Origin of the sequence: Streptomyces sp. ADMS, from assembly GCF_033441795.1 — a bacterium.
Lineage (GTDB): Bacteria > Actinomycetota > Actinomycetes > Streptomycetales > Streptomycetaceae > Streptomyces.
This window is the reverse complement of record NZ_JAVFVX010000001.1, coordinates 1-19,962: the sequence shown is the minus strand read 5'-3', so window position 1 is coordinate 19,962 and position 19,962 is coordinate 1. Positions and strand designations below refer to the sequence as shown.

16 protein-coding genes and 1 pseudogene are annotated in these 19,962 nt (G+C 71.0%); 4 read left to right on the top strand and 13 right to left on the bottom strand.

Annotated features, from left to right (window positions below; translation table 11 throughout):
• Window positions 1-25: 25 nt before the first annotated feature.
• Window positions 26-1,453: a PAS domain-containing protein gene (locus tag RB628_RS00090; RefSeq protein ID WP_318318126.1), complete on the bottom strand. Its 1,428-nt coding sequence runs from the start codon at window positions 1,451-1,453 to the stop codon at window positions 26-28.
• A 209-nt stretch (window positions 1,454-1,662) separates the two neighbouring features.
• Window positions 1,663-2,127, bottom strand: a pseudogene (locus tag RB628_RS00085) (GNAT family N-acetyltransferase).
• Window positions 2,128-2,206: 79 nt separating this feature from the next.
• Between RB628_RS00085 and RB628_RS00080 the strand changes: the two are divergent.
• A complete protein-coding gene (locus RB628_RS00080; protein WP_318318125.1) occupies window positions 2,207-2,650 on the top strand; it encodes a GNAT family N-acetyltransferase in 444 nt (147 codons plus the stop codon).
• Window positions 2,651-3,021: 371 nt separating this feature from the next.
• Here the strand turns inward: RB628_RS00080 and RB628_RS00075 are convergent, their stop codons facing one another.
• A complete protein-coding gene (locus RB628_RS00075) occupies window positions 3,022-3,708 on the bottom strand; it encodes a lipoprotein (RefSeq protein ID WP_318318124.1) in 687 nt (228 codons plus the stop codon).
• A gap of 146 nt (window positions 3,709-3,854) precedes the next feature.
• Entirely contained in the window at window positions 3,855-4,955 is a 1,101-nt protein-coding gene (locus RB628_RS00070) for a citrate synthase 2 (RefSeq protein WP_318318123.1), read from the bottom strand.
• 285 nt (window positions 4,956-5,240) lie between these two features.
• Here RB628_RS00070 and pdxH point away from each other — a divergent pair, with 285 nt between their 5' ends.
• Window positions 5,241-5,933, top strand: coding sequence for a pyridoxamine 5'-phosphate oxidase (pdxH, locus tag RB628_RS00065; RefSeq protein ID WP_412180562.1), 693 nt, complete (start codon window positions 5,241-5,243; stop codon window positions 5,931-5,933).
• Between the two features lie 91 nt (window positions 5,934-6,024).
• Here the strand turns inward: pdxH and RB628_RS00060 are convergent, their stop codons facing one another.
• The 8 genes from RB628_RS00060 to RB628_RS00025 form a co-directional block, all read right to left on the bottom strand.
• Window positions 6,025-6,627 (bottom strand): TetR/AcrR family transcriptional regulator, encoded by a 603-nt coding sequence (locus RB628_RS00060; RefSeq protein ID WP_318318122.1) that lies wholly within the window; start codon window positions 6,625-6,627, stop codon window positions 6,025-6,027.
• Window positions 6,615-7,349 (bottom strand): enoyl-CoA hydratase family protein, encoded by a 735-nt coding sequence (locus RB628_RS00055; RefSeq protein ID WP_318318121.1) that lies wholly within the window; start codon window positions 7,347-7,349, stop codon window positions 6,615-6,617. Before RB628_RS00055 ends, RB628_RS00060 begins: the two co-directional genes overlap by 13 nt.
• Complete coding sequence (locus RB628_RS00050) at window positions 7,346-8,917, bottom strand: AMP-binding protein (RefSeq protein ID WP_318318120.1); 1,572 nt, start codon at window positions 8,915-8,917, stop codon at window positions 7,346-7,348. Before RB628_RS00050 ends, RB628_RS00055 begins: the two co-directional genes overlap by 4 nt.
• A 46-nt stretch (window positions 8,918-8,963) precedes the next feature.
• The gene (locus tag RB628_RS00045; protein WP_318318119.1) at window positions 8,964-10,130 is read right to left on the bottom strand and encodes an acyl-CoA dehydrogenase; all 1,167 of its coding nucleotides are present in this window, start codon (window positions 10,128-10,130) and stop codon (window positions 8,964-8,966) included.
• A gap of 108 nt (window positions 10,131-10,238) precedes the next feature.
• Window positions 10,239-12,122: a biotin carboxylase N-terminal domain-containing protein gene (locus RB628_RS00040; RefSeq protein ID WP_318318118.1), complete on the bottom strand. Its 1,884-nt coding sequence runs from the start codon at window positions 12,120-12,122 to the stop codon at window positions 10,239-10,241.
• 12 nt (window positions 12,123-12,134) lie between these two features.
• The gene (locus RB628_RS00035) at window positions 12,135-13,739 is read right to left on the bottom strand and encodes an acyl-CoA carboxylase subunit beta (RefSeq protein WP_318318117.1); all 1,605 of its coding nucleotides are present in this window, start codon (window positions 13,737-13,739) and stop codon (window positions 12,135-12,137) included.
• Window positions 13,736-15,415 (bottom strand): acyclic terpene utilization AtuA family protein, encoded by a 1,680-nt coding sequence (locus RB628_RS00030; protein ID WP_412180567.1) that lies wholly within the window; start codon window positions 15,413-15,415, stop codon window positions 13,736-13,738. Before RB628_RS00030 ends, RB628_RS00035 begins: the two co-directional genes overlap by 4 nt.
• 104 nt (window positions 15,416-15,519) lie before the next feature.
• Window positions 15,520-16,344 (bottom strand): TIGR03084 family metal-binding protein, encoded by an 825-nt coding sequence (locus tag RB628_RS00025; RefSeq protein ID WP_318318115.1) that lies wholly within the window; start codon window positions 16,342-16,344, stop codon window positions 15,520-15,522.
• Window positions 16,345-16,551: 207 nt separating this feature from the next.
• Between RB628_RS00025 and RB628_RS00020 the strand changes: the two genes are divergently transcribed.
• Entirely contained in the window at window positions 16,552-17,340 is a 789-nt protein-coding gene (locus tag RB628_RS00020; RefSeq protein ID WP_318318114.1) for a class I SAM-dependent methyltransferase, read from the top strand.
• A gap of 255 nt (window positions 17,341-17,595) precedes the next feature.
• On the opposite strand, the gene RB628_RS00010 is transcribed toward RB628_RS00020, so the two are convergent.
• On the bottom strand, window positions 17,596-18,660 hold the full coding sequence (locus tag RB628_RS00010; RefSeq protein WP_318318113.1) for an EamA family transporter: 1,065 nt from the start codon (window positions 18,658-18,660) through the stop codon (window positions 17,596-17,598).
• A gap of 185 nt (window positions 18,661-18,845) precedes the next feature.
• Between RB628_RS00010 and RB628_RS00005 the strand changes: the two genes are divergently transcribed.
• Entirely contained in the window at window positions 18,846-19,838 is a 993-nt protein-coding gene (locus RB628_RS00005) for a hypothetical protein (protein ID WP_318318112.1), read from the top strand.
• Window positions 19,839-19,962 lie beyond the last annotated feature (124 nt).

Sequence of the window (19,962 nt, the reverse complement as noted above, 5' to 3'; positions counted from 1 at the left end):
CTGAGGCCCCACCGGCGTACTGGACCTAATTGCCCTTGCCGAGCGCTGCCAGGTCCAGGGCCGCCGCGATCCGTGCGGCGACGTCCTCCGCGTACATCGCGTCCGCGCGCTCGAACCGGCTCCGCCCGGCGCCCCGCAGAAACGTTACGACGCCCAGGGTGCGCCCCCGGCTGCGCAGCACCGCGCACAGCGCGTGTACCGCGTCCGGCGGCCACTGGCGCTGTACGGCCCACGCACGGGCCTGCTCGGCCGCGTACGACCCGGCGCTCGCCCGTACCGACCCGGACCGCTCCACGCACTGCACGGCGGGGTGCCCGTCGCCGTAGCGCACCGGCAGTCCGGCCTGGCCGGCGAGGACACTGGGCCCCGGCGCCCCGGAGGGCGTGGCGGCGGCACGGACCAGCCGTACCCGCCCGTGGCCGTCGTCCGCCGAACCGTCGGCCGCCGTACCGCCGATGACGGCGATCCGGTCGACGAGCGCGTGGTCGGCGAAGCCCGCGAGAGCGAAGTCCAGATGCGTGGTCGCGGCCTCGGCGGGGTCCTCGCACTCGCCGGCGGCCCGCGCAGCGCGGTGCAGCTGGTTGGCGCGGAACCGCAGCTGAGCCGCGTCCTGCTCGGTCTGCTTGGCCTCGGTGATGTCCTGGAACAGCCAGCCCACACCCAGCGGAACCGGCTCTTCGGTGAGCGGCGAGGCCAGCCGCAGGAACCCGCTCCGCCAGCAGCGCCGCTTCTCGCCTTCGGGCGTCCGGACGCTCACCCACATCTCGGCGGGCGCGGGCGGCGCACCCTCGGCGAGTACGTGCGTCAGCGCGCTCTCCAACTCCTCGACACCCTGCGCGAGCAGCTCACCGAGGGGGCGCCCGAGCACGGCGGTGCGTCCGGTGCCGAGCGAGTCAGCGGCGTGCGCGTTGACCACGGCGGGCCGCAGATCGACGTCGACGAGCACGACACCCCAGCTGGCGTCCGTGAACAGGGCCTCGCTCAGCGCGATGGACCGCTCAAGATCTATCTGCGCGTGCACCTCGCTGAAGGCGCAGTACAGCCCGGCGGGCTTGCCGTCCGGCCCGCGCACGGCGGCGGACTGCGTCCGCACGAGCACACGCCCGCCGTCCTTGGTCAGCAGCGCGAACTCGTGCACCTGGCGCCCCGGGGCGTGCATCGCGGACAGCAGCCGCCCCTCGATGTCCTCGGCGTCGGCGCTGCGCACGGCCCACCCGGCGAACCCGTGCCGTCCGACGGCCTCGGCAGCGGTCCACCCGAGAATCCGCTCGGCCTCCCGGTTCCAGTGCGTGACGACGCCGTCGGCGTCGAAGGCGCACAGGGCGGCGTCCATGCCGTCGAGAAGGGCTGCGAGCAGGTCGAAATCACCGCCGTCCGAGCCTTCCGGGCCGTCCCTCTCGGGCTCGTCCGGCCCCAGCTCGTCGGTGGTCCCACTACGCCGGGAAGCACTCACCTGGACCCCCTGCAGGCTGCGTCCGCACGTACTGCGCGACGGTTCGCTCACTCACCATCATTCAACTCGAACGTGACGCAGCACACATCGAGTTCCCCGAAGATGGAAAGAAATCGTTGTACGGCGAAAATTCGCCGTAGTCCGGGAACAAGCCCCTCCTGCCCCTCCCACCACCGGACCAAACCGACCGTACGGAATGCCCGACTGTCTCAAGCAGCAGGCCGGTCCAACCGCAGGTCGACCCAGACATCGCTCTCCCCGTCCCGCGCATACCGCTCGACCTCCACGAACCCGTGCCGAGCGCGAAGGCGAGCCCGTCCTCATTGGCGGCGAGTACGACGGTCTCGGTCCGTCCGGCCCCCAGTTTCCGCGCTAGCGCGAGCCCCCGCCCGTACATCTCCGCCCCGAACCCCCGCCGCCGGAAACCGGGCAGCACGCGCGCGATGACGGTGGCCACGGCAGCATCCCCGTCGCCGGCGGGGGGCCGAACGGTGGAGCACCCCACCAGGGTGTCCCCGAGATACGAGACCTCCAGCCGAAACCGCCCACTACGCGCGCGTACGTCGTCGAGGGACATGGCGGCAGGCGGAAACGATCAGGTTGTGGACGTACCGCCAGTCCTCAAGCGCAACCTCATCGACCTCGCTCACGGGCACGACACGAAGATCAGACACGGGACCACAGAAACGCGCCCTCCAGGGGAGCGTCAACGGAGTATGCGAACGGTGCACGCAGCCCGGTACCGTGCCGATCATGGCGGACTGGGACATACGGCCGGCGACGGCAGCGGACATCGAGCCGGTGGCCGAGCTGCGTGCCGTGGTGATGCGGGCGGATCTGGAACGGCTCGGACGGTACGACGAGCACCGCGTCCGCCAGCGGTTCCGGGACGGATTCGAGGCGTCCCACACCTGGGTGATCGAGGTGGGCGGCGAGTTCGCCGGCTGCGTGGCGCTGCGCCCGGACGGGGACGTCCACTGGCTGGAGCACTTCTACCTGGACGCGCGTCTTCAGGGCAGCGGCATCGGGTCGGGAGTCCTCCGCGCGCTGCTGGAACGGTGCGACGGCGAGGGTGCCCTGGTCCGGCTGAACGTGCTCCGCGGGAGCCCGGCGCGGCGGCTGTACGAGAGGCACGGGTTCAGGGTGGAGAGCGAGGACGCGGTGGACGTGTTCATGGTGCGTGAGTCGGCGCGATGAGTGCCCCCGCGGGCCGGCCGAGCGGTGCGTCTGTCTGATCGGATCGGCACCGGTCCGTACCTCGTCGACCGCGTGGCCGACCCCGACCGATGCCTCGGAAAACAGGTTGATGGACGGTCGATCGCTTCCTAGGGTGTGGCTTACACACGAAGGGAGGTGATCGGGTAAATGAGTGAAACCCGGACGCGTGAGGTGGCTGCGGGCTAGCGGCCTGCCACCACACCCTGTGCGGTGCCGGACCAGCGTGGGCGAGTGACACGCAGCCGGCCCGAACCAACGCGGTCACCCGACCCGCGAGCTCGCCGGTACGTCCGGCCGGCCTCTCCTTCGGAGGGACCGAGCTCGCGGGTCGCCTGCGTTCAGGACCAGCCCTAAGCCTTCAGAGTGCGCTTGGCCAGTTCGTACGCCGGGAGCATCGCTTCGTGCTCCTCGGAATCCAGGCCTCCGAGGTGTACGACGACGGGTCCTCGCGGGGTCGTCACGGCGAGGGCGTGTTCCGTCTTCGGTTCGTCCAGGAACTCGCTCGTGTAGAGGTACTCCACCTCGACACCGGTGAGGCCGCCCGCCTTGAACGTGCTGTACCGCGCCTTGCTCGCGGCGTCGTCGTCGGTCACGAAGGCCTCCAGTACGGTGCGCGCGTCGGCGTCGCCCGGAGCGCCGGTCCAGACGCGCAGGTAGCCGATGTGCCCGGCGGGCTTGGCGTCCACCTCGCAGGCGAGACTGACCGGGCCCTGGCGCAGAAACGCGTCCGCGAGCTCGTCGGCCAGTTCACCGTCCGTGCCGCCGGACGCGTCCCCGCCCGACCCGGCGTCAACGGCTTCCGCCGTCCACTCCTCGGCGATGTCGAAGGTGACCGGGAGTTCGCAGGCCGAGCCGTCGGCGCCGATGCTGCCGCCGCTCTCGGCGCCGGTCCCGTCCGTCGACGACGAGGCGCTCTCCGCCGTCTTCACCTTCGCCTTCGCGTCGTCGTCCGCCGCTTCCGAACAGCCCGCCAGCACCGTCACCAGCAACACCGCCTGGACCAGCCTGTGCCTTGTGTTCCCCGCCCCGACCAGCATGCGCAGTCTCTCCCTCGCTCGGGCGGGTCACATTATCGGAGCGGGTAGCTGACCATCGCACCGGCCGTCGCGCCCGGCCGGGGCCCGTCCTGCCGCGGACAACGCGACGCCCGGCCCCGGATCTCCCAGGGCCGGGCGTCGAGGTCTCAGCGGGCGATGCCCTCGTACCCCTCGATCTCCCGCGGGTCCCGGGTCCCCGGGCCGATGTAGCGGGCCGACGGACGCACGAGCCTGCCGGTGCGCTTCTGTTCCAGGATGTGCGCCGACCAGCCGGCCGTGCGGGCGCACGTGAACATGGACGTGAACATGTGGGCCGGGACCTCGGCGAAGTCCAGGACGATCGCCGCCCAGAACTCGACGTTCGTCGCCAGGACGCGGTCCGGGCGGCGGGCGTGGAGCTCCGCCAGGGCAGCCTTCTCCAGGGCCTCGGCGATCTCGAAACGCGGGGCGCCCAGGTCGCGTGCCGTGCGGCGCAGCACGCGCGCGCGTGGGTCCTCGGCACGGTAGACCCGGTGGCCGAAGCCCATCAGGCGTTCGCCCTTGTCCAGAGCCTGCTTCACATAGGCATCCGCATCGCCCGTGCGTTCGATTTCCTCGATCATGCCCAACACGCGCGAAGGGGCGCCTCCGTGCAACGGGCCGCTCATCGCTCCCACCGCGCCCGACAGCGCCGCCGCCACGTCCGCGCCCGTCGACGCGATCACCCGTGCCGTGAACGTGGACGCGTTCATGCCGTGCTCGGCCGCGCTCGTCCAGTACGCGTCCACCGCGGCCACGTGCTTCGGGTCCGGTTCACCGCGCCAGCGGATCATGAAGCGTTCGACGACGGACTGTGCCTTGTCGATCTCGCGCTGCGGGACCATGGCGTTGCCCTGGCCGCGCGCCGACTGGGCGACGTAGGACAGGGCCATGACGGCGGCGCGGGCCAGGTCGTCGCGGGCCGTCTGCTCGTCGATGTCGAGGAGGGGGCGCAGGCCCCACACGGGGGCGAGCATCGCCAGCGCCGACTGGACGTCGACACGGATGTCGCCGGAGTGGACCGGGATCGGGAACGGCTCGGCGGGCGGCAGGCCGGGGTCGAAGGCTCCGTCGACGAGGAGGCCCCAGACGTTGCCGAAGGAGACGTGGCCGACCAGGTCCTCGATGTCGACGCCCCGGTACCGGAGTGCGCCGCCCTCCTTGTCCGGTTCGGCGATCTCCGTCTCGAACGCGACTACTCCCTCAAGTCCGGGTACGAAGTCGGACATCAGGCGGCTCCTCTTGATGTGTACGACACATGCGGGCGACGGGTGTGCGGCCATGCGGCCTGGGTGCGCGAAATCGTGTGTCCGGCTCGGTTCCACGGCCACTTCCACACTGCTCGCGGTCCGAAACGGTCACCTGGGTGATGCCCTGTTCGATCGGTCGTGCAACCGGACGGCAACAGCACGATATCCCCGAGTGCCACCTTTGGGGAGCCCCTGCGGCACTCAGTGCCATTCAGCGCCGCTCAATGCCGCTCGGTGACGTCGCTGATACGGCAGGATGAACATGTGACCGACCGCGACTCCGTTCCTCTCGACGGCCCCTTCGACGGCCCCCTCGATCCCGCCGCCATGCGCAAGCAGTACCGCGCCGACGGCCTCTCCGAGACCGAGCTGGCCGACAGGCCCATGGAACAGTTCGCGCGCTGGTTCCGGCAGGCCGCCGAGGGCGCCGGGCTCGTCGAACCCAACGCCATGGTCGTCTCCACGGCCGACGCCGACGGGCGGCCCTCCTCCCGTACCGTGCTGCTGAAGCAGTACGACGAGCAGGGCTTCGTCTTCTTCACCAACTACGGCTCCCGCAAGGGGCTGGACCTGGCCGCGAATCCGTACGTCTCGCTGCTGTTCCCCTGGCTGCCGCTGGCCCGCCAGGTCGTCGTCTCGGGCGTCGCGCGCCGTACGGGGCGCGACGAGACGGCCGCCTATTTCCGTACCCGTCCGCACGGTTCCCAGCTCGGCGCCTGGGCCAGCGAGCAGTCCTCGGTGATCCTCTCCCGGGACGAACTCGACGCCTCGTACGCCGGGTTGGCCGCACGGTATCCGGAGGGCGAGCAGGTGCCGGTGCCCCCGAACTGGGGCGGCTACCGGGTGGCCCCGCAGGCGGTGGAGTTCTGGCAGGGGCGCGAGAACCGGCTGCACGACCGCCTGCGGTACGTGGCGGAGGCGGACGGGAGCTGGCGGATCGAGCGGCTCAGCCCCTGACCGGCAGGAGACAGTGACGGTTCCAGTCCCTGACGGGCGGAGGCAGTGACAGTTCCAGCCCCCGACCAGCAAAGCAACGGCGACGACGACCTCAGCCCAGGGACTCGTCCAGCAGGGTCGCCCACTGCGCCGCCACTCGGTCCCTGCGTCCTCCGTCGTCCGTGAGCAGGTTCGCCAGGCCCAGGCCCCGGGACATGTCGAGCAGGCCCTGGACCGTCTCCCGTACGCCTGGACGGGACTCGTCGGCGCCCAGCAGGTCCACCGCGATTCGGTGTGTCTCGCGGCCCACGCGGGCCTCCAACTCGGTTACCCGCGGGCGCAGTTGCTCCTCGTTCGAGGCGGCCACCCAGAGGTGGAGAGCGGCGCGGAAGAGGGGGCCGGTGTAGAGGTCGACCAGGGCGGCGACCACCGCACGGCGGTCGGCGGCGCCCTCGGGGAAGAGGGCGCGCAGGGCGGTGGAGCGTTCCTCGGCGACGTACTCGACGGCGGCCGTGAACAGGTCCTCGCGGGTGGGGAAGTGGTGCTGGGCGGCGCCCCGGGAGACGCCGGCGCGTTCGGCGACGACGGAGACCGTGGAGCCCGCCCAGCCGTGTTCGGCGAGGCAGGCCACGGCGGCTTCCAGCAGGCGCCGGCGGGTCGCGCGGCTGCGGTCCTGCTTGGGTTCGCGTCTTGATTCGCGCGTCACAACATCCATGCCGGGTCCCGTCGTTCGAGGAAGGCCGTCATCCCCTCGCGGGCCTCGGCGGAGGCGAACAGCCGTGCCGACAGGGCCGTCAGTTCGGCGGTGTCCCGGTCGAAGATCTTCAGCACCTTAGCCGTGAACAGCCGTTTCGTCTCCGTCAGGGCACCCGGTGCCGCCCTGCGCAGCCCGTCGAGGATGGGCTCCAGGGCCGCGTCGACGTCCTCGGCCGCCTCCGTGAGCAGGCCGGTACGGGCGGCCTCCACGGCGTCGAAGCGGTCGCCGGTGAGGTAGTGGCGGGCGGCGGCGCGCGGGTCGAGGCGGGGCAGCAGCGGCATGGAGATGACGGCGGGCGCCACTCCGATCCGTACCTCCGTGAACGCGAAGGAGGCCCCCGGGCCGCCGATCGCGAGGTCGCACGCGCCCAGGAGGCCGAGGCCGCCCGCCCGTACGTGGCCGGTCACCCGGGCGACCACCGGTTTCGGCAGCTCCAGGAGCTGCCGGAGCAGGCCGACGAAGGCCACCGGGTCGGGTGGCTGCTTCAGGTCCGCGCCGGCGCAGAACGTGTTCCCGGTGTGGGTGAGGACGACCGCGCGTACGGCCGGGTCCTTGCCGCAGTCCGTGAGTGCGTCCCGCAGGTCCCGTACGAGGTACGCGGACAGGGCGTTGCGGGTCGCGGGCGCGTCCAGGGTGAGTGTGGCGATGCCACGCGCGCGCGTGGCGGCGACCGGTGTCACGACGTCTCCCTCAGCCGGCGGCGCAGGATCTTGCCCGAGGCCGCCCTCGGTACGCCGTCGATGAAGGTGACGTGCCGGACGCGCTTGTACGGGGCGACGCGCTCGGCGACGTACATCATCACCTCTCCTTCGGAGAGGTCGGGCGCGGACGGCTGGCGGACCACGTACGCGTGCGGGACCTCGTTGTTGTCGTCGTTGTAGACACCGATGACGGCCGCGTCGGCGATCTGGGGGTGTGCGAGGAGCAGGGCCTCCAGTTCGGCGGGGGCCACCTGGAAGCCCTTGTACTTGATGAGTTCCTTGACGCGGTCGACGACGAACAGCCAGCCGTTGGAGTCGACGTGGCCGACGTCCCCTGTGTGCAGCCAGCCGTCGGTGTCGATCATCGCGGCTGTCGCGTCGGGGTTGCCCAGGTAGCCCTTCATCACCTGGGGGCCGCGGATGACGATCTCGCCGGCCTCGCCGTCGTCGGCGTCCCGGTCGGGGTCGTCGAGGGAGAGGATGCGCATCTCGGTGTTCGGGAGGAGCGTGCCGACCGTCCCGGGCGGGGCGTCGCTCATCGCGTTCAGGGGGACGATGTGCGTGCCCGGCGACAGCTCCGTCATGCCGTACGCCTGTCCGACCGGCGGCAGCCCGAGGCGCGCGGAACAGGCGGCGGCGAGCGCCGCGTCCAGGGGGGCGGCGGAGCTGATGACGTACTCCAGGGACGACAGGTCGTGGTTCGCGACCGCCGGGTGCTTGGCGAGGGCAAGGACGATCGGCGGGGCCACGAACAGGCCGGTGATGCGGTACTTCTCGATGGCCGCGAGGAACGTGTCGAGGTCGAAGCGGGGCAGCACGACGACGGCGGCGCCCTGCTTCAGGGGCATGTTCATGAGGGCGGTCAGGCCGTAGATGTGGAAGAACGGCAGAACGGCCAGGATGCGGTCGCCGGGGGCCACCGACACGCACTGCGCGAGCTGTTCGAGGTTCGTGGCGATGGACCGGTGCGTGAGCATGACCCCCTTGGCGATACCGGTCGTCCCGGAGGAGTACGGGAGGACCGCGACGTCCTCTCCCGGGTCGAAGCCGACCTCCGGTTCGGGGGCGGTCGAGCCGATCATGTCGACGAGCGAGCGGTGTCCGGGGGGCGCGTTGTCGCAGACGAAGATCTCCCGTACCCCGCCCGCCCGTTCGGCCGCCTCCCGGGCCGTGGCCAGGAGCGGTGAGACGGTGACGATCCAGTTGGCGGCCGAGTCACGCAGCTGCTTGGCGAACTCCTCGGCGGTGGCGAGCGGATGCACGGTCGTGACGGAGGCACCCGCGCGCGTGGCGGCGTAGAAGGCGGTCGGGAAGGCGATCGTGTTCGGGCTGTGCAGGGCGAGGACATCGCCCTTGCGCAGGCCCGCCTCGGCGAGTCCGGCTGCTATCCGCCGGTGGAAACGGTCCAGTTGGTCGTACGTGAGGGTGGTGCCGTCGACACCGTCGACGAGGGCGGGCATCTCGCCGAACTCGGCGGCACGGCCCAGCACCGCCTCGTGGATGGGGAGTTCGACGGGTTCGACGTCTGCGTACTCGCTACGGAACATGGATTCTCCTCGCGCGACTGGCACAGCCTTCACAACGCTGCGCCGTTCAGTACGACTTGGGCAGACCCAGGGTCTGATGGGAGACGTAGTTCAGAATCATCTCCCGGCTCACCGGGGCAATACGAGCGACACGGGCGACGGTTATCAGGGAGGCGAGCCCGAATTCCCGCGTGAGGCCGTTGCCGCCGAGGGTGTGCACGGCCTGGTCGACGGCCTTCACACAGGCCTCCCCGGCCGCGTACTTGGCCATGTTGGCCGCCTCGCCCGCGCCGGCGTCGTCACCGGCGTCGTAGAGGGCGGCGGCCTTCTGCATCATCAGGCGGGCCAGTTCGAGGTCGATGTGCGCCTGGGCGAGCGGGTGCGCGACGGCCTGGTGGGCGCCGATCGGCTCCTTCCAGACGGTGCGTTCGGTGGCGTACCGGACTGCCGTGTCGAGCGCGTACCGCCCGATGCCGATGGCGAAGGCGGCCGTCATGACGCGTTCCGGGTTGAGCCCGGCGAAGAGCTGGAGCAGGCCGGCGTCCTCGTCGCCGACGAGCGCGTCGGCGGGCAGCCGTACGTCGTCGAGGGTCAGCTCGAACTGCTTCTCCGGGGATTCGAGTTCCATGTCGATCCGGCGGCGCGAGAAGCCTTCGGCATCGCGGGGGACGATGAAGAGGCAGGGCTTGAGGCGGCCCGTACGGGAGTCTTCCGTACGGCCGACGACGAGGACCGCGTCCGCGATGTCCACGCCCGAGATGAAGACCTTGCGGCCGGTCAGGAGCCAGTCACCGCTGTCCGGGTCGCGGCGGGCGGTGGTGGTGATGCGGTGGCTGTTGGAACCGGCGTCGGGTTCGGTGATGCCGAAGGCCATGGTGCGGGTGCCGTCGGCGAGTCCGGGGAGCCATTCCTGTTTCTGCGTGTCTGTGCCGAAGCGGGCTATGACGGTGCCGCAGATGGCCGGGGAGACGATGAGCATGAGGAGGGGACAGCCCGCGGCGCCGAGCTCTTCGAGGACGATGGAGAGTTCCGCTATGCCGCCTCCGCCGCCTCCGTGGGTTTCGGGGAGGTTGGCGCCCAGGTAGCCGAGTCTGGCGGCTTCGGACCAGAGTTCGTCCGTGTGTCGGCCGTCGGCGACGACCTTGGCCATGTACTCACGGCCGTAGCGGCTGCCCAGGGCGGCTACTGCTGTGCGCAGGGCTCTGTGTTCTTCGGATTCGATGACGGGGGACATTGAGGGCTCCTAGGGGGAGGGTGGTTCGGTTGTGTGGTGGGTGCGGGCCCGTGGGGGCTTGTCGCGCGGTTCCCCGCGCCCCTGTCGGGCGCGTCTTCGCCGGCCCCGCTAGATCACCACCGCCAGCAAAGTGCCTACCTCCACCTGCTGGCCCGTGACGGCGTGGAGGGCCGTGAGCGTGCCTGTCGTGGGCGCCGAGATCCTGTGTTCCATCTTCATCGCCTCCAGCCACAACAGCGGCTCTCCGGCCCGCACAGGGGCTCCTGCCGCCAAGCCCTCCGCCACGCGAACCACCGTGCCCGGCATCGGGGCCAGGAGTGAGCCGGGGGCGTGCTGTGCCGTCGGTTCGGGGAAACGGGGCAGGGGGGTGAGGGCCGTGTTGTTGACGTAAATCCGGTCGGCGTACCGCGTCACCTCGAACTTCCTTCGTACACCGGCCACTTCCAGTACGACGAGACCCGCGTCGGCGTGTACGACCCGCACCCCCTCCGCCTCCGCCGTCAGGCCCTCGCGGGTGTGGCGGTAGGTCACCTCGTGTTCCTCTCCGTCCGCGGTCGCGTACCGCTTGACCTGCGGTTGGCCTGGCACGTTGCGCCAGCCGCCGAAGCGGGAGCGGCCGTGGGCGTCGGACAGGGCCGCGGCCAAGGGGGCGTGGGGGTCAGGGGCCGGTTCCGTCAGTCCGGGGAGGTGGCGGTCGTAGAAGCCCGTGTCCATGCGGGCCGTCGTGAACTCCGTGTGGCGGAGTGAGCGGACGAGGAGGTCGCGGTTGGTGATCGGGCCGTGGATCGCGGACCGTTCCAGGGCACCCGCCAGTTTGCGGATCGCCTCCGCGCGCGTGGGGGCGTGGACGACGGCCTTGGCGAGCATCGGGTCGTAGTGGACGGGGATCGGGTCGCCGTCGGCGTAGCCGGTGTCCAGGCGGATGTTCTCCCGTTCCGGAACGGCGAGGCGGTGCAGGGTGCCGGTCTGCGGCGTCCATGCCTCCGCGGGGTTCTCGGCGTACAGACGGGCCTCTATCGCGTGCCCACGCGCGCGTGGAGGGTCGTTCTCGAGGGCGTGGCCCTCCGCGACGCGTATCTGGAGGGCCACCAGGTCGATGCCGAACACCGCCTCCGTGACGGGGTGTTCGACCTGGAGGCGGGTGTTCATCTCCAGGAAGTGGGCCCTGCCGTCCCGCGCGACCAGAAACTCGACCGTGCCGGCACCCGTGTAGTCGACGGCGCGAGCCGCCCGTACCGCCAGTTCGTGGAGTTCCGCGGTGAGCACGTCCGGGATTCCGGGCGCCGGGGACTCCTCGATCACCTTCTGGTGGCGCCGTTGGAGGGAGCAGTCGCGCGTGCCGAGCGCCCACACGGTGCCGTGGGTGTCCGCCATGACCTGCACCTCGATGTGCCGGCCGCCCTCGACATACGGCTCGACGAAGACCTCACCGTCACCGAAGGCACTGTGGGCCTCGGCCCGGGCCGCCTCCAACTCGCTCTCCAGTTGGGCGAGTTCGCGTACGACGCGCATACCACGCCCGCCGCCGCCCGAGGCCGCCTTCACCAGTACCGGCAGGTCGGTCTCAGTGACGTCCGTGAGCGGCCTGAGCCCCATCAGCTGCTTCGCGCGCGTCTTGGACGCCATCGCCTCGATCGCGGCCGGAGACGGGCCGATCCACACCAGCCCCGCGTCGAGTACGGCACGTGCGAAGCCGGCGTTCTCGGACAGGAAGCCGTACCCGGGGTGCACGGCGTCCGCCCCCGCAGCCAGCGCCGCCCGCACGATCAGGTCGCCGCGCAGATACGTGTCCGCGGAGGCGGTTCCCGGCAGCCGTACCGCAGCGTCGGCCACGCGCGCGTGGAGGGCGTTCTCGTCGGCGTCCGAGTGCACGGCGACCGTCCGGATTCCCAGCTCACGGCAGGTGCGGAAGACACGGCAGGCGATCTCCCCGCGATTGGCGACGAGTACAGAGGTGATGACCGCTGCTGATCCTGTTGATTCCTCGGGCACTGTGCTGACTCCTTACATCCGGAAGACGCCGAAGCCGCCGCGGGCGCCCTCGTAGGGAGCGGTGTGGATCGCGGAGAGGCACAGGCCGAGGACGGTTCGGGTGTCGCGCGGGTCGATGACGCCGTCGTCGTACAGCCGCCCGGAGAGGAACATGGGCAGGGACTCGGCCTCGATCTGCTGCTCGACCATGGCCCGCAGCGCGGCGTCGCCCTCCTCGTCGTACGGCTGCCCCTTGGCGGCGGCCGACTGACGGGCGACGATCGACAGCACGCCGGCGAGCTGCTGGGGGCCCATGACGGCGGACTTGGCACTGGGCCAGGCGAAGAGGAAGCGGGGGTCGTAGGCGCGCCCGCACATGCCGTAGTGACCGGCCCCGTACGAGGCGCCCATGAGGACGGACAGGTGGGGGACGCGGCTGTTGCTCACCGCGTTGATCATCATCGCGCCGTGTTTGATGATGCCGCCCTGCTCGTACTCCTTGCCGACCATGTAGCCGGTGGTGTTGTGGAGGAAGAGGAGCGGGATGTCACGCTGGTTGGCGAGCTGGATGAACTGGGCGGCCTTCTGCGACTCCTCGCTGAAGAGGACCCCCTGGGCGTTGGCGAGGATGCCGACCGGATAGCCGTGCAGCGCCGCCCAGCCGGTCACGAGGCTGGTCCCGTAGAGAGGCTTGAACTCGTCGAAGTCGGAGGCGTCGACGACACGGGCGATGACCTCCCGGGGGTCGAAGGGGGTGCGCAGGTCGCCGGGGACGATGCCGAGCAGCTCGTCGGGGTCGTACTTGGGCGGCCGGACGTCGGCGGGGCTCGGATCGGCGTACGCCTTGCGGTGGTTGAGCCTGGCGACGACCCGGCGGGCCTGTCGCAGGGCGTCGTGCTCGTCGAGGGCGAAGTAGTCCGCGAGGCCGGACACGCGCGCGTGCATCTCGGCGCCGCCCAGTGACTCGTCGTCGCTCTCCTCGCCGGTGGCCATCCTGACGAGGGGCGGCCCGCCGAGAAACACCTTGGCGCGCTCCTTGACCATGATCACGTGGTCGGACATACCGGGGACGTACGCCCCACCGGCCGTCGAGTTCCCGAACACGACCGCCACCGTGGGAATCCCGGCGGCGGAGAGACGGGTGAGGTCGCGGAAGACGGCTCCGCCGGGGATGAAGATCTCCTTCTGGGAAGGGAGATCCGCGCCGCCGGACTCGACGAGGCTGATGAAGGGCAGCCGGTTGCCGAGCGCGATGTCGTTGGCGCGCAGGGCCTTCTTCAGGCTCCAGGGGTTGCTGGCGCCGCCACGCACGGTCGGGTCGTTGGCCGTGATCAGGCACTCGACGCCCTCGACGACCCCGATACCGGTGACGAGGGAGGCCCCGACCGCGTACTCGCTCCCCCAGGCCGCGAGCGGCGACAGCTCCAGGAAGGGCGTGTCGGGATCGAGGAGCAGCTCGACGCGTTCACGGGCGAGGAGTTTGCCGCGGGCGTGGTGCCGGGCGACGTACTTCTCCCCGCCGCCCGCGATCGCCTTCGCGTGTTCGGTGTCGAGTGCGGCGAGTTTGCCGAGCATGGCCTCGCGGTGGGAGGTGTGGTCGGCGGAGGCCGTTTCGAGGCTGGAGGTCAGGACCGTCAAAGGAGTGCCTCCGGTATGTCGAGGTGCCGGGAGCGCAGCCATTCGCCGAGCGCCTTGGCCTGCGGATCGAAGCGGTGCTGCGCGGCGACGCCCTCGCCGAGGATGCCCTCGACCGTGAAGTTGAGGGCGCGGAGGTGCGGGAGGGCGTGTCGTACGACAGTCAAGTCGGCGGTCTCCGGGAGCAGTTCGCGGAATCGGGTGACGGTGAGACTATGCGCGAGCCAGCGCCACGCCTCGTCCGTGCGCACCCAGACACCGACGTTGGCGTTGCCGCCCTTGTCGCCGCTGCGGGCACCGGCGAGGAGCCCCAGGGGGGCGCGTCGGGTCGGGCCGGGCGGCAGGGGGTCGGGCAGGGGCGGTTTCGGCTGTTCTTCCAGTACGAGGGTGTCGTGCGGCGGGGGTACGGGGATCCGGCGCCCGTCGTCCAGGACGGCCACGTGGTCCACGGCGTCCTGGGGGACGTACTCCGCCTCGAAGATCCCGTAGGGGGCGCCCTTTCCGGGGGGCGCGAGGACATGGAACCCGGGGTAGCTGGCGAGGGCGAGCTCGACGGCGGCGCCGCTGAGGGTGCGGCCCACGGTGTCCTGGTCGGGGTCGCGGACGACGAGCCGGAGCAGGGCGCTGGCCGTCTCCTCGGTGGGGGCGTCGGGGTGGTCGGTGCGGGCGAGGGTCCAGCTGATCTCGGCGGGACGGGACTTGGCCGCGTAGAGCGCGGTCTCCAGCTGGTCCCGGACGAGCGCCGCCTTGTGCTCGATGTCGAGCCCGGTGAGCACAAAGGTGACCTCGTTGCGGAAACCGCCGAGCCTGTTGAGGCCCACCTTGAGGGTCGGCGGGGGCGCTTCCCCGCGCACGCCGTGGACGCGTACCCGGTCGGGGCCCTCCTGGGTGAGGCGGACGGTGTCGAGGCGGGCGGTGACGTCGGGGCCCGCGTACCGGGCGCCCTGTGTCTCGTACAGGAGTTGGGCGGTGACCGTGCCGATGTCGACGATGCCGCCGGTGCCGGGGTGCTTGGTGATGACGCTCGTGCCGTCGGGGTGGATCTCGGCGAGGGGGAAGCCGGGGTGGCGGAGGACGGACCCGGCGCCTCCCATGTGCTCGGCGAAGAAGGCGTAGTTGCCGCCGGTGGCCTGCGTACCGCACTCCAGCACATGCCCGGCGACGACGGCACCCGCGAGTCGGTCGTGGTCCTGCGATCCCCAGCCGAAGTGGGCGGCGGCGGGCCCGGCGACGAGGGCCGCGTCGGTGACGCGACCGGTGACGACGATGTCCGCGCCCTCGCGCAGACAGGCGGCTATGCCGAAGGCACCCAGGTAGGCGTGCGCGGCAAGGCTGTCGGGGATGGGGGTCCCCCCGCTCGATCGGGGTCGGGAGGGCGGGAGGACGGCGAGGTCGTCGCCCTCGACGTGGGCGACGCGGACGGGGAGGCCGAGCCGGCCGGCCAGCTTCCTGACGTTCTCCGCGAGGCCCGCCGGGTTGAGGCCACCGGCGTTGACGACGATCCGCACCCCACGCTCATGGGCGAGCCCGAGGCACTCCTCCAGCTGCCGCAGGAAGGTACGGGCGTACCCGGCCGACGGGTCCTTGAGACGGTCGCGGCCGAGGATGAGCATGGTCAGCTCGGCGAGGTAGTCGCCGGTGAGGACGTCGAGTCGACCACCGGTGAGCATCTCGCGCATGGCGTCGAAACGGTCGCCGTAGAAGCCGGAGGCGTTGCCGATGCGGAGGGGACGGAGTGGGTGGTCCCGGGGGCCAAGGGAGTCCCGGGGGCCAAGGGGGCGCGTCACTGCGCGCCCCCCTTCGGTGCGCGTCCGCTGCCCGGCGGTCCCGCGAAGGCCTGGGCGATGTCGAGCCACCGGTCGGCGTCGGGGCCTTCGGCGCGCAGGGCGAGATCGGTGCGGTGGGCTCGCTGGGTGACGAGGAGGCAGAAGTCGAGGGCGGGGCCGGTGACGCGCTGGGGGGCGTCCGGGGGGCCGTACGTCCACAACTCGCCCGGCTGACCCAACTCCCGCTCCGGGGCCTTGAGTTCGACGCGGAATTCGTCGGCGGGCGGGGTGATGCCTCGAACGGCATACGCGAAGTCCCGGGTCCGTACGCCGATGCGTACGACATGCCGGAGCCGGTCGGTGGGGGCGCGCTCGACGCCGAGCGCGTCGGCGATGTCCTGGCCGTGGGCCCAGGTCTCCATCAGGCGGCCGGTGGCCATGGAGGCGGCGGACATGGGTGGGCCGTACCAGGGGAAGCGGGTCCCGGCGGGGGCGGCGCACAGGGCTGCCTCCAGCGCGGTCCGGCCCTCACGCCACTCGGCGAGCAGTCCGGCGGGCGGCTGTGCGGCGCCCTGCGCGGCACCCTCGTCGACGAAGCCCTCGGGCGACGCGAGCGCGTTCTCGACCTCCTTCGCGAAGGCACCGGCGTCCGTGACCGCGAGCAGCGCGGAACGGTCGGTCCAGGCGAGGTGCGCGATCTGGTGGGCGACGGTCCAGGCGGGGGCGGGGGTATCGAGGGCCCACTGTTCGCTGCCCAACTCGGCCACCAGCTGGTCGAGTTGGACGCCCTCCTGACGCAGGTCGTCGATGACGGTCCACGTATCGGCCGACGGCTCGGACACGGGCGCTTCCCTTCGGACAGGACGGGGTGCCGGACGTTGGGGTGGTGCGGTCTGCTCTCGAAGGATGGCAGCGACGCCAGAAACAAGCAAGCGCGCTTGCATTTGATGGGAGTGTTTGGCGGGAGTGCCTGGCGGGAGTGTTCGACCGATCCCGCGCTGCCGGAAAACGGGGTGCGGCACCGCCGACCCCCGCAGTACGGTCCGCCGGTGGACAACGCCGACCCCGCGAACGACGTAAGCGACGTGACCGACGACCAGGACGGCTACTTCGGCGAGCCCGTGGCCGCAACGTACGACGACCCCTCCTCCGACATGTTCGCGCCCGCCGCCGTCGAGCCGGCCGCCGACTTCCTGGCCGACCTGGCCGGTGACGGGCGGGCCCTCGAACTCGCGATCGGGACCGGGCGTATCGCGTTGCCGTTGGCGCGGCGCGGGGTCGAGGTGCACGGGATCGACATGTCCCGGGCGATGGTGGCCCGGATGCGGGCCAAGCCGGGCGGGGACGCGGTCGGGGTGACGATCGGGGACTTCTCGACGGCGAGGGCCGAGACGACCGACGGGGACTTCTCCGTCGCCTACCTCGTCTACAACACGATCATGAACCTGACCTCGCAGGAGGCGCAGGTGGAGTGCTTCCGCAACGTCGCGGCGCATCTGGCGCCCGGCGGGACCTTCGTCATCGAGGTCAGCGTCCCTCGGCTGCGCAGTCTGCCGCCCGGACAGCACGTCGTGCCGTACCACACGAGCCCGACGCGCTGGGCCTTCGACGTGTACGACGTCGCCACCCAGGCGACCAGCTCCAACTACGTCGAGGTGGTGGACGGCCACGGATCGTACCGCTCGATCCCGTTCCGGTACGTATGGCCGTCCGAGCTCGATCTGATGGCCCGGCTGGCCGGGATGCGGCTGCGCGAGCGGTGGGACGGGTGGACCCGGGAGCCGTTCACGAGCGAGAGCACGAAGCACGTGTCGGTGTGGGAGAAGCCGGCCGCCTGACGAAGGCATCGGATACGACTCGGTCACCCAGGCACCTCGGCCGTCGGCCGCTCCACCACGCGGCGGCGTCTCGGGGCATCGGCGGGTACGGCATCCGGAATCCCCCACTCCCCCAGCCGCCCCCGCAGTTCCGCCTCCTGCTCCCGCGTGCCTTTCTGGAGCAACTGGTGACCGAACGCCGGCTGGTCATCCGGTTGAGGACACATCGGCCGTACGGGACGACGCTGGACATCGACGCCCAGCACGACCCGACGGTCACTGGACCTCCAACTCCAGTGGCTTCCTGTGCACTTGAGCTGATCCGGCGGACTCCTCGACATCAACGACCGGGGCCTTCCTCCGGCGCACCTGGGTCCGTACCGCCCCCATGCTCGCCACGATGACCAGGGAGATCGCGAGCGACTCGGGGGCGGAGAGCGTTTGGTGCAGGATCATGAATCCGGCGAGCGCGGCCACCGCGGGCTCCAGGCTCATCAGGACCGCGAAGGTGGAGGCGGGCAAGCGCCGCAGGGCGAGAAGCTCAAGGGTGTACGGCAGGACGGAGGACAGCACGCCCACGGCGGCACCCAGCGCCGCGGTGGTCGGGTCGAGCAGTTTCCCACCCGACTCGACGATGCCCAACGGCACAAACGCCACCGCGGCGACCACCATGGCGAGCGCCAGCCCGTCGGCCTGCGGGAACCGTCGCCCCGTACGGGAACTGAGGACGATGTACGCCGCCCACATGACGCCGGCGCCAAGGGCGTAGGCGACTCCTACGGGATCGAGGGTGTTGAAGCCACCTCCGCCGAGCAGGAAGACACCGGCGAGGGCGAGTCCGGCCCAGGCGAGATTGAGCGCGCGCCGGGAGGCGACGACGGACAGCACCAGCGGCCCGAGCACCTCCAGCGTGACGGCGGGACCGAGCGGAATCCGTCCGATGGCCTGGTAGAACAGCCCGTTCATGGCGGCCATGGTCACGCCGAACAGGAGGACCACCCCCCAGTCGCCCCGCGAGTACCCGCGCACCCTGGGCCGGCACACCAGCATCATGATCACGGCGGCGGCCACGAGCCGCAGCGTCACGACACCGAAGGCCCCGGCCCTGGGCAACAGGGTTACGGCGAGCGCCCCGCCGAACTGCACGGATATCCCCCCGGACAGCACGAGCCCAACGGCCCCCAGAGTCCCCCACCCCTTGCGCGCCCCCCGATGCCGCCCCCGAGATCCCCCCGGGGCGGGAGCGGAGACGGCGGGCAGGTTGGCGGAAGGGCGGGTCGAGGTCGGCGCAACCGGTCCGGCCACGGCGACCCACGAGGGCAGACGCTCAGCGCTGGGCATCTTTACAGAGCCTTCCCAGAATCAATGCGCGATCTTCGTACAACGCGATGCACTTTCCCGTCCAGACTAATGGACCAGAAAGCGCATACGAACCTATGTACGCCTGCCATGCCCCGGCCTGCGCTCCGGCGGCCGAGCGCAGCCGTCGACGGACAGCCGCAGACTTCTGAAGCAGTTTTGAAGTCATGACCGCGATGCCCATAGAAGCGAACCTTTCGGAGCTGCTCCAGAAGCCCAAGGACACGGTCGCCCGCATGCAGGGCAGCGCCCGCCGGGGCATCCGCCTGCACCGCCGCGACGACGAAGACCTGTACCTCACCACTGCGGCCCGCGCAGACGAGGCCGTGCAGGTCGTCGACTCCACGACACGGATCTTCGCCGCCATGATGAAGAGCGACCCCCAGGCGACAAAGATCCTCACGCACGCCTTTCCCGAGGCGTTTCCGTGGGTGCGCTTCCTACCCGAAGCGGCCGTCCGCGAGTTCCTCGTCGAGTTCGTCGAGACCGCGCGCGCAGCCGTAGACCTCGACGACGCGAGCCTGCTCTCCCCTGTGATCGCCGCGTGGAAGTCCACCGCACTCATTCCAGCGCCGTGCTCTACGATCTCGCTCCGCCGCCGACCGGGCGGCGGCGGTCGGCCCCGCCTGAAGGGTGACAGGCTCGGCACACCGGCCGAACTGGCCGCCACACTGCGGTTCACCCCGGTGACGGTGACCCGCTACGGCCGCACCGAGACCGTGTTCACCGCCGAGACCACCTGCCTGTGGTACGGCTCCTTCCACACCCAGACGGTGAAGGTGGTGCTGCCGCGCGAGGATGTCACCGACACCGGCTACGACCTGGCGCTGATCTCCACCGACCTGACCGCGTCGGCCGGGCAGTTGGTGGCCCGGTACGCCGCGCGGTGGTCGATCGAGGTGACCTTCGGCGAAGCCCGCGGCATCCTCGGCGTCGGCCAGGCCCGGCACCGGACCAGGCGCGCGGTGGAGCGAGGGGTGCCGTTCGGCCTGTACTGCTACACGATCACCGTCATCTGGTACGCGCTGCACGGCCACCACCCGGCCGACGCCGCCGAACGCCGCGAACGCGCCCCGTGGTACACCACCAAGACCACCCCGGCGTTCACCGACATGACCGCCAAGCTCCGCCGCACCATCACTCGACTTTCGTCGTTCTGACCAGCCGTCAGGTAGGTAGCTCGCACGGGTGGCCTGTGGCCATCGGCCTGCCCCGGGGTTGGGCAGCAGGGAAGCATCGGCGGTGCTTGCGTCGCCTGCTGTGAGGGACCCGCCGATGCTTCCG

Bases quoted from the DNA above. Each gene is read 5' to 3' on its own strand.
- RB628_RS00070 (WP_318318123.1), bottom strand. From the start codon at position 4,955: ATGTCCGACTTCGTACCCGGACTTGAGGGAGTAGTCGCGTTCGAGACG.
- RB628_RS00060 (WP_318318122.1), bottom strand. From the start codon at position 6,627: ATGGATGTTGTGACGCGCGAATCAAGACGCGAACCCAAGCAGGACCGC.
- RB628_RS00045 (WP_318318119.1), bottom strand. From the start codon at position 10,130: ATGTCCCCCGTCATCGAATCCGAAGAACACAGAGCCCTGCGCACAGCA.
- RB628_RS00080 (WP_318318125.1), top strand. From the start codon at position 2,207: ATGGCGGACTGGGACATACGGCCGGCGACGGCAGCGGACATCGAGCCG.
- RB628_RS00050 (WP_318318120.1), bottom strand. From the start codon at position 8,917: ATGTTCCGTAGCGAGTACGCAGACGTCGAACCCGTCGAACTCCCCATC.
- RB628_RS00075 (WP_318318124.1), bottom strand. From the start codon at position 3,708: ATGCTGGTCGGGGCGGGGAACACAAGGCACAGGCTGGTCCAGGCGGTG.
- RB628_RS00030 (WP_412180567.1), bottom strand. From the start codon at position 15,415: ATGCGCGAGATGCTCACCGGTGGTCGACTCGACGTCCTCACCGGCGAC.
- RB628_RS00005 (WP_318318112.1), top strand. From the start codon at position 18,846: ATGACCGCGATGCCCATAGAAGCGAACCTTTCGGAGCTGCTCCAGAAG.
- RB628_RS00010 (WP_318318113.1), bottom strand. From the start codon at position 18,660: ATGCCCAGCGCTGAGCGTCTGCCCTCGTGGGTCGCCGTGGCCGGACCG.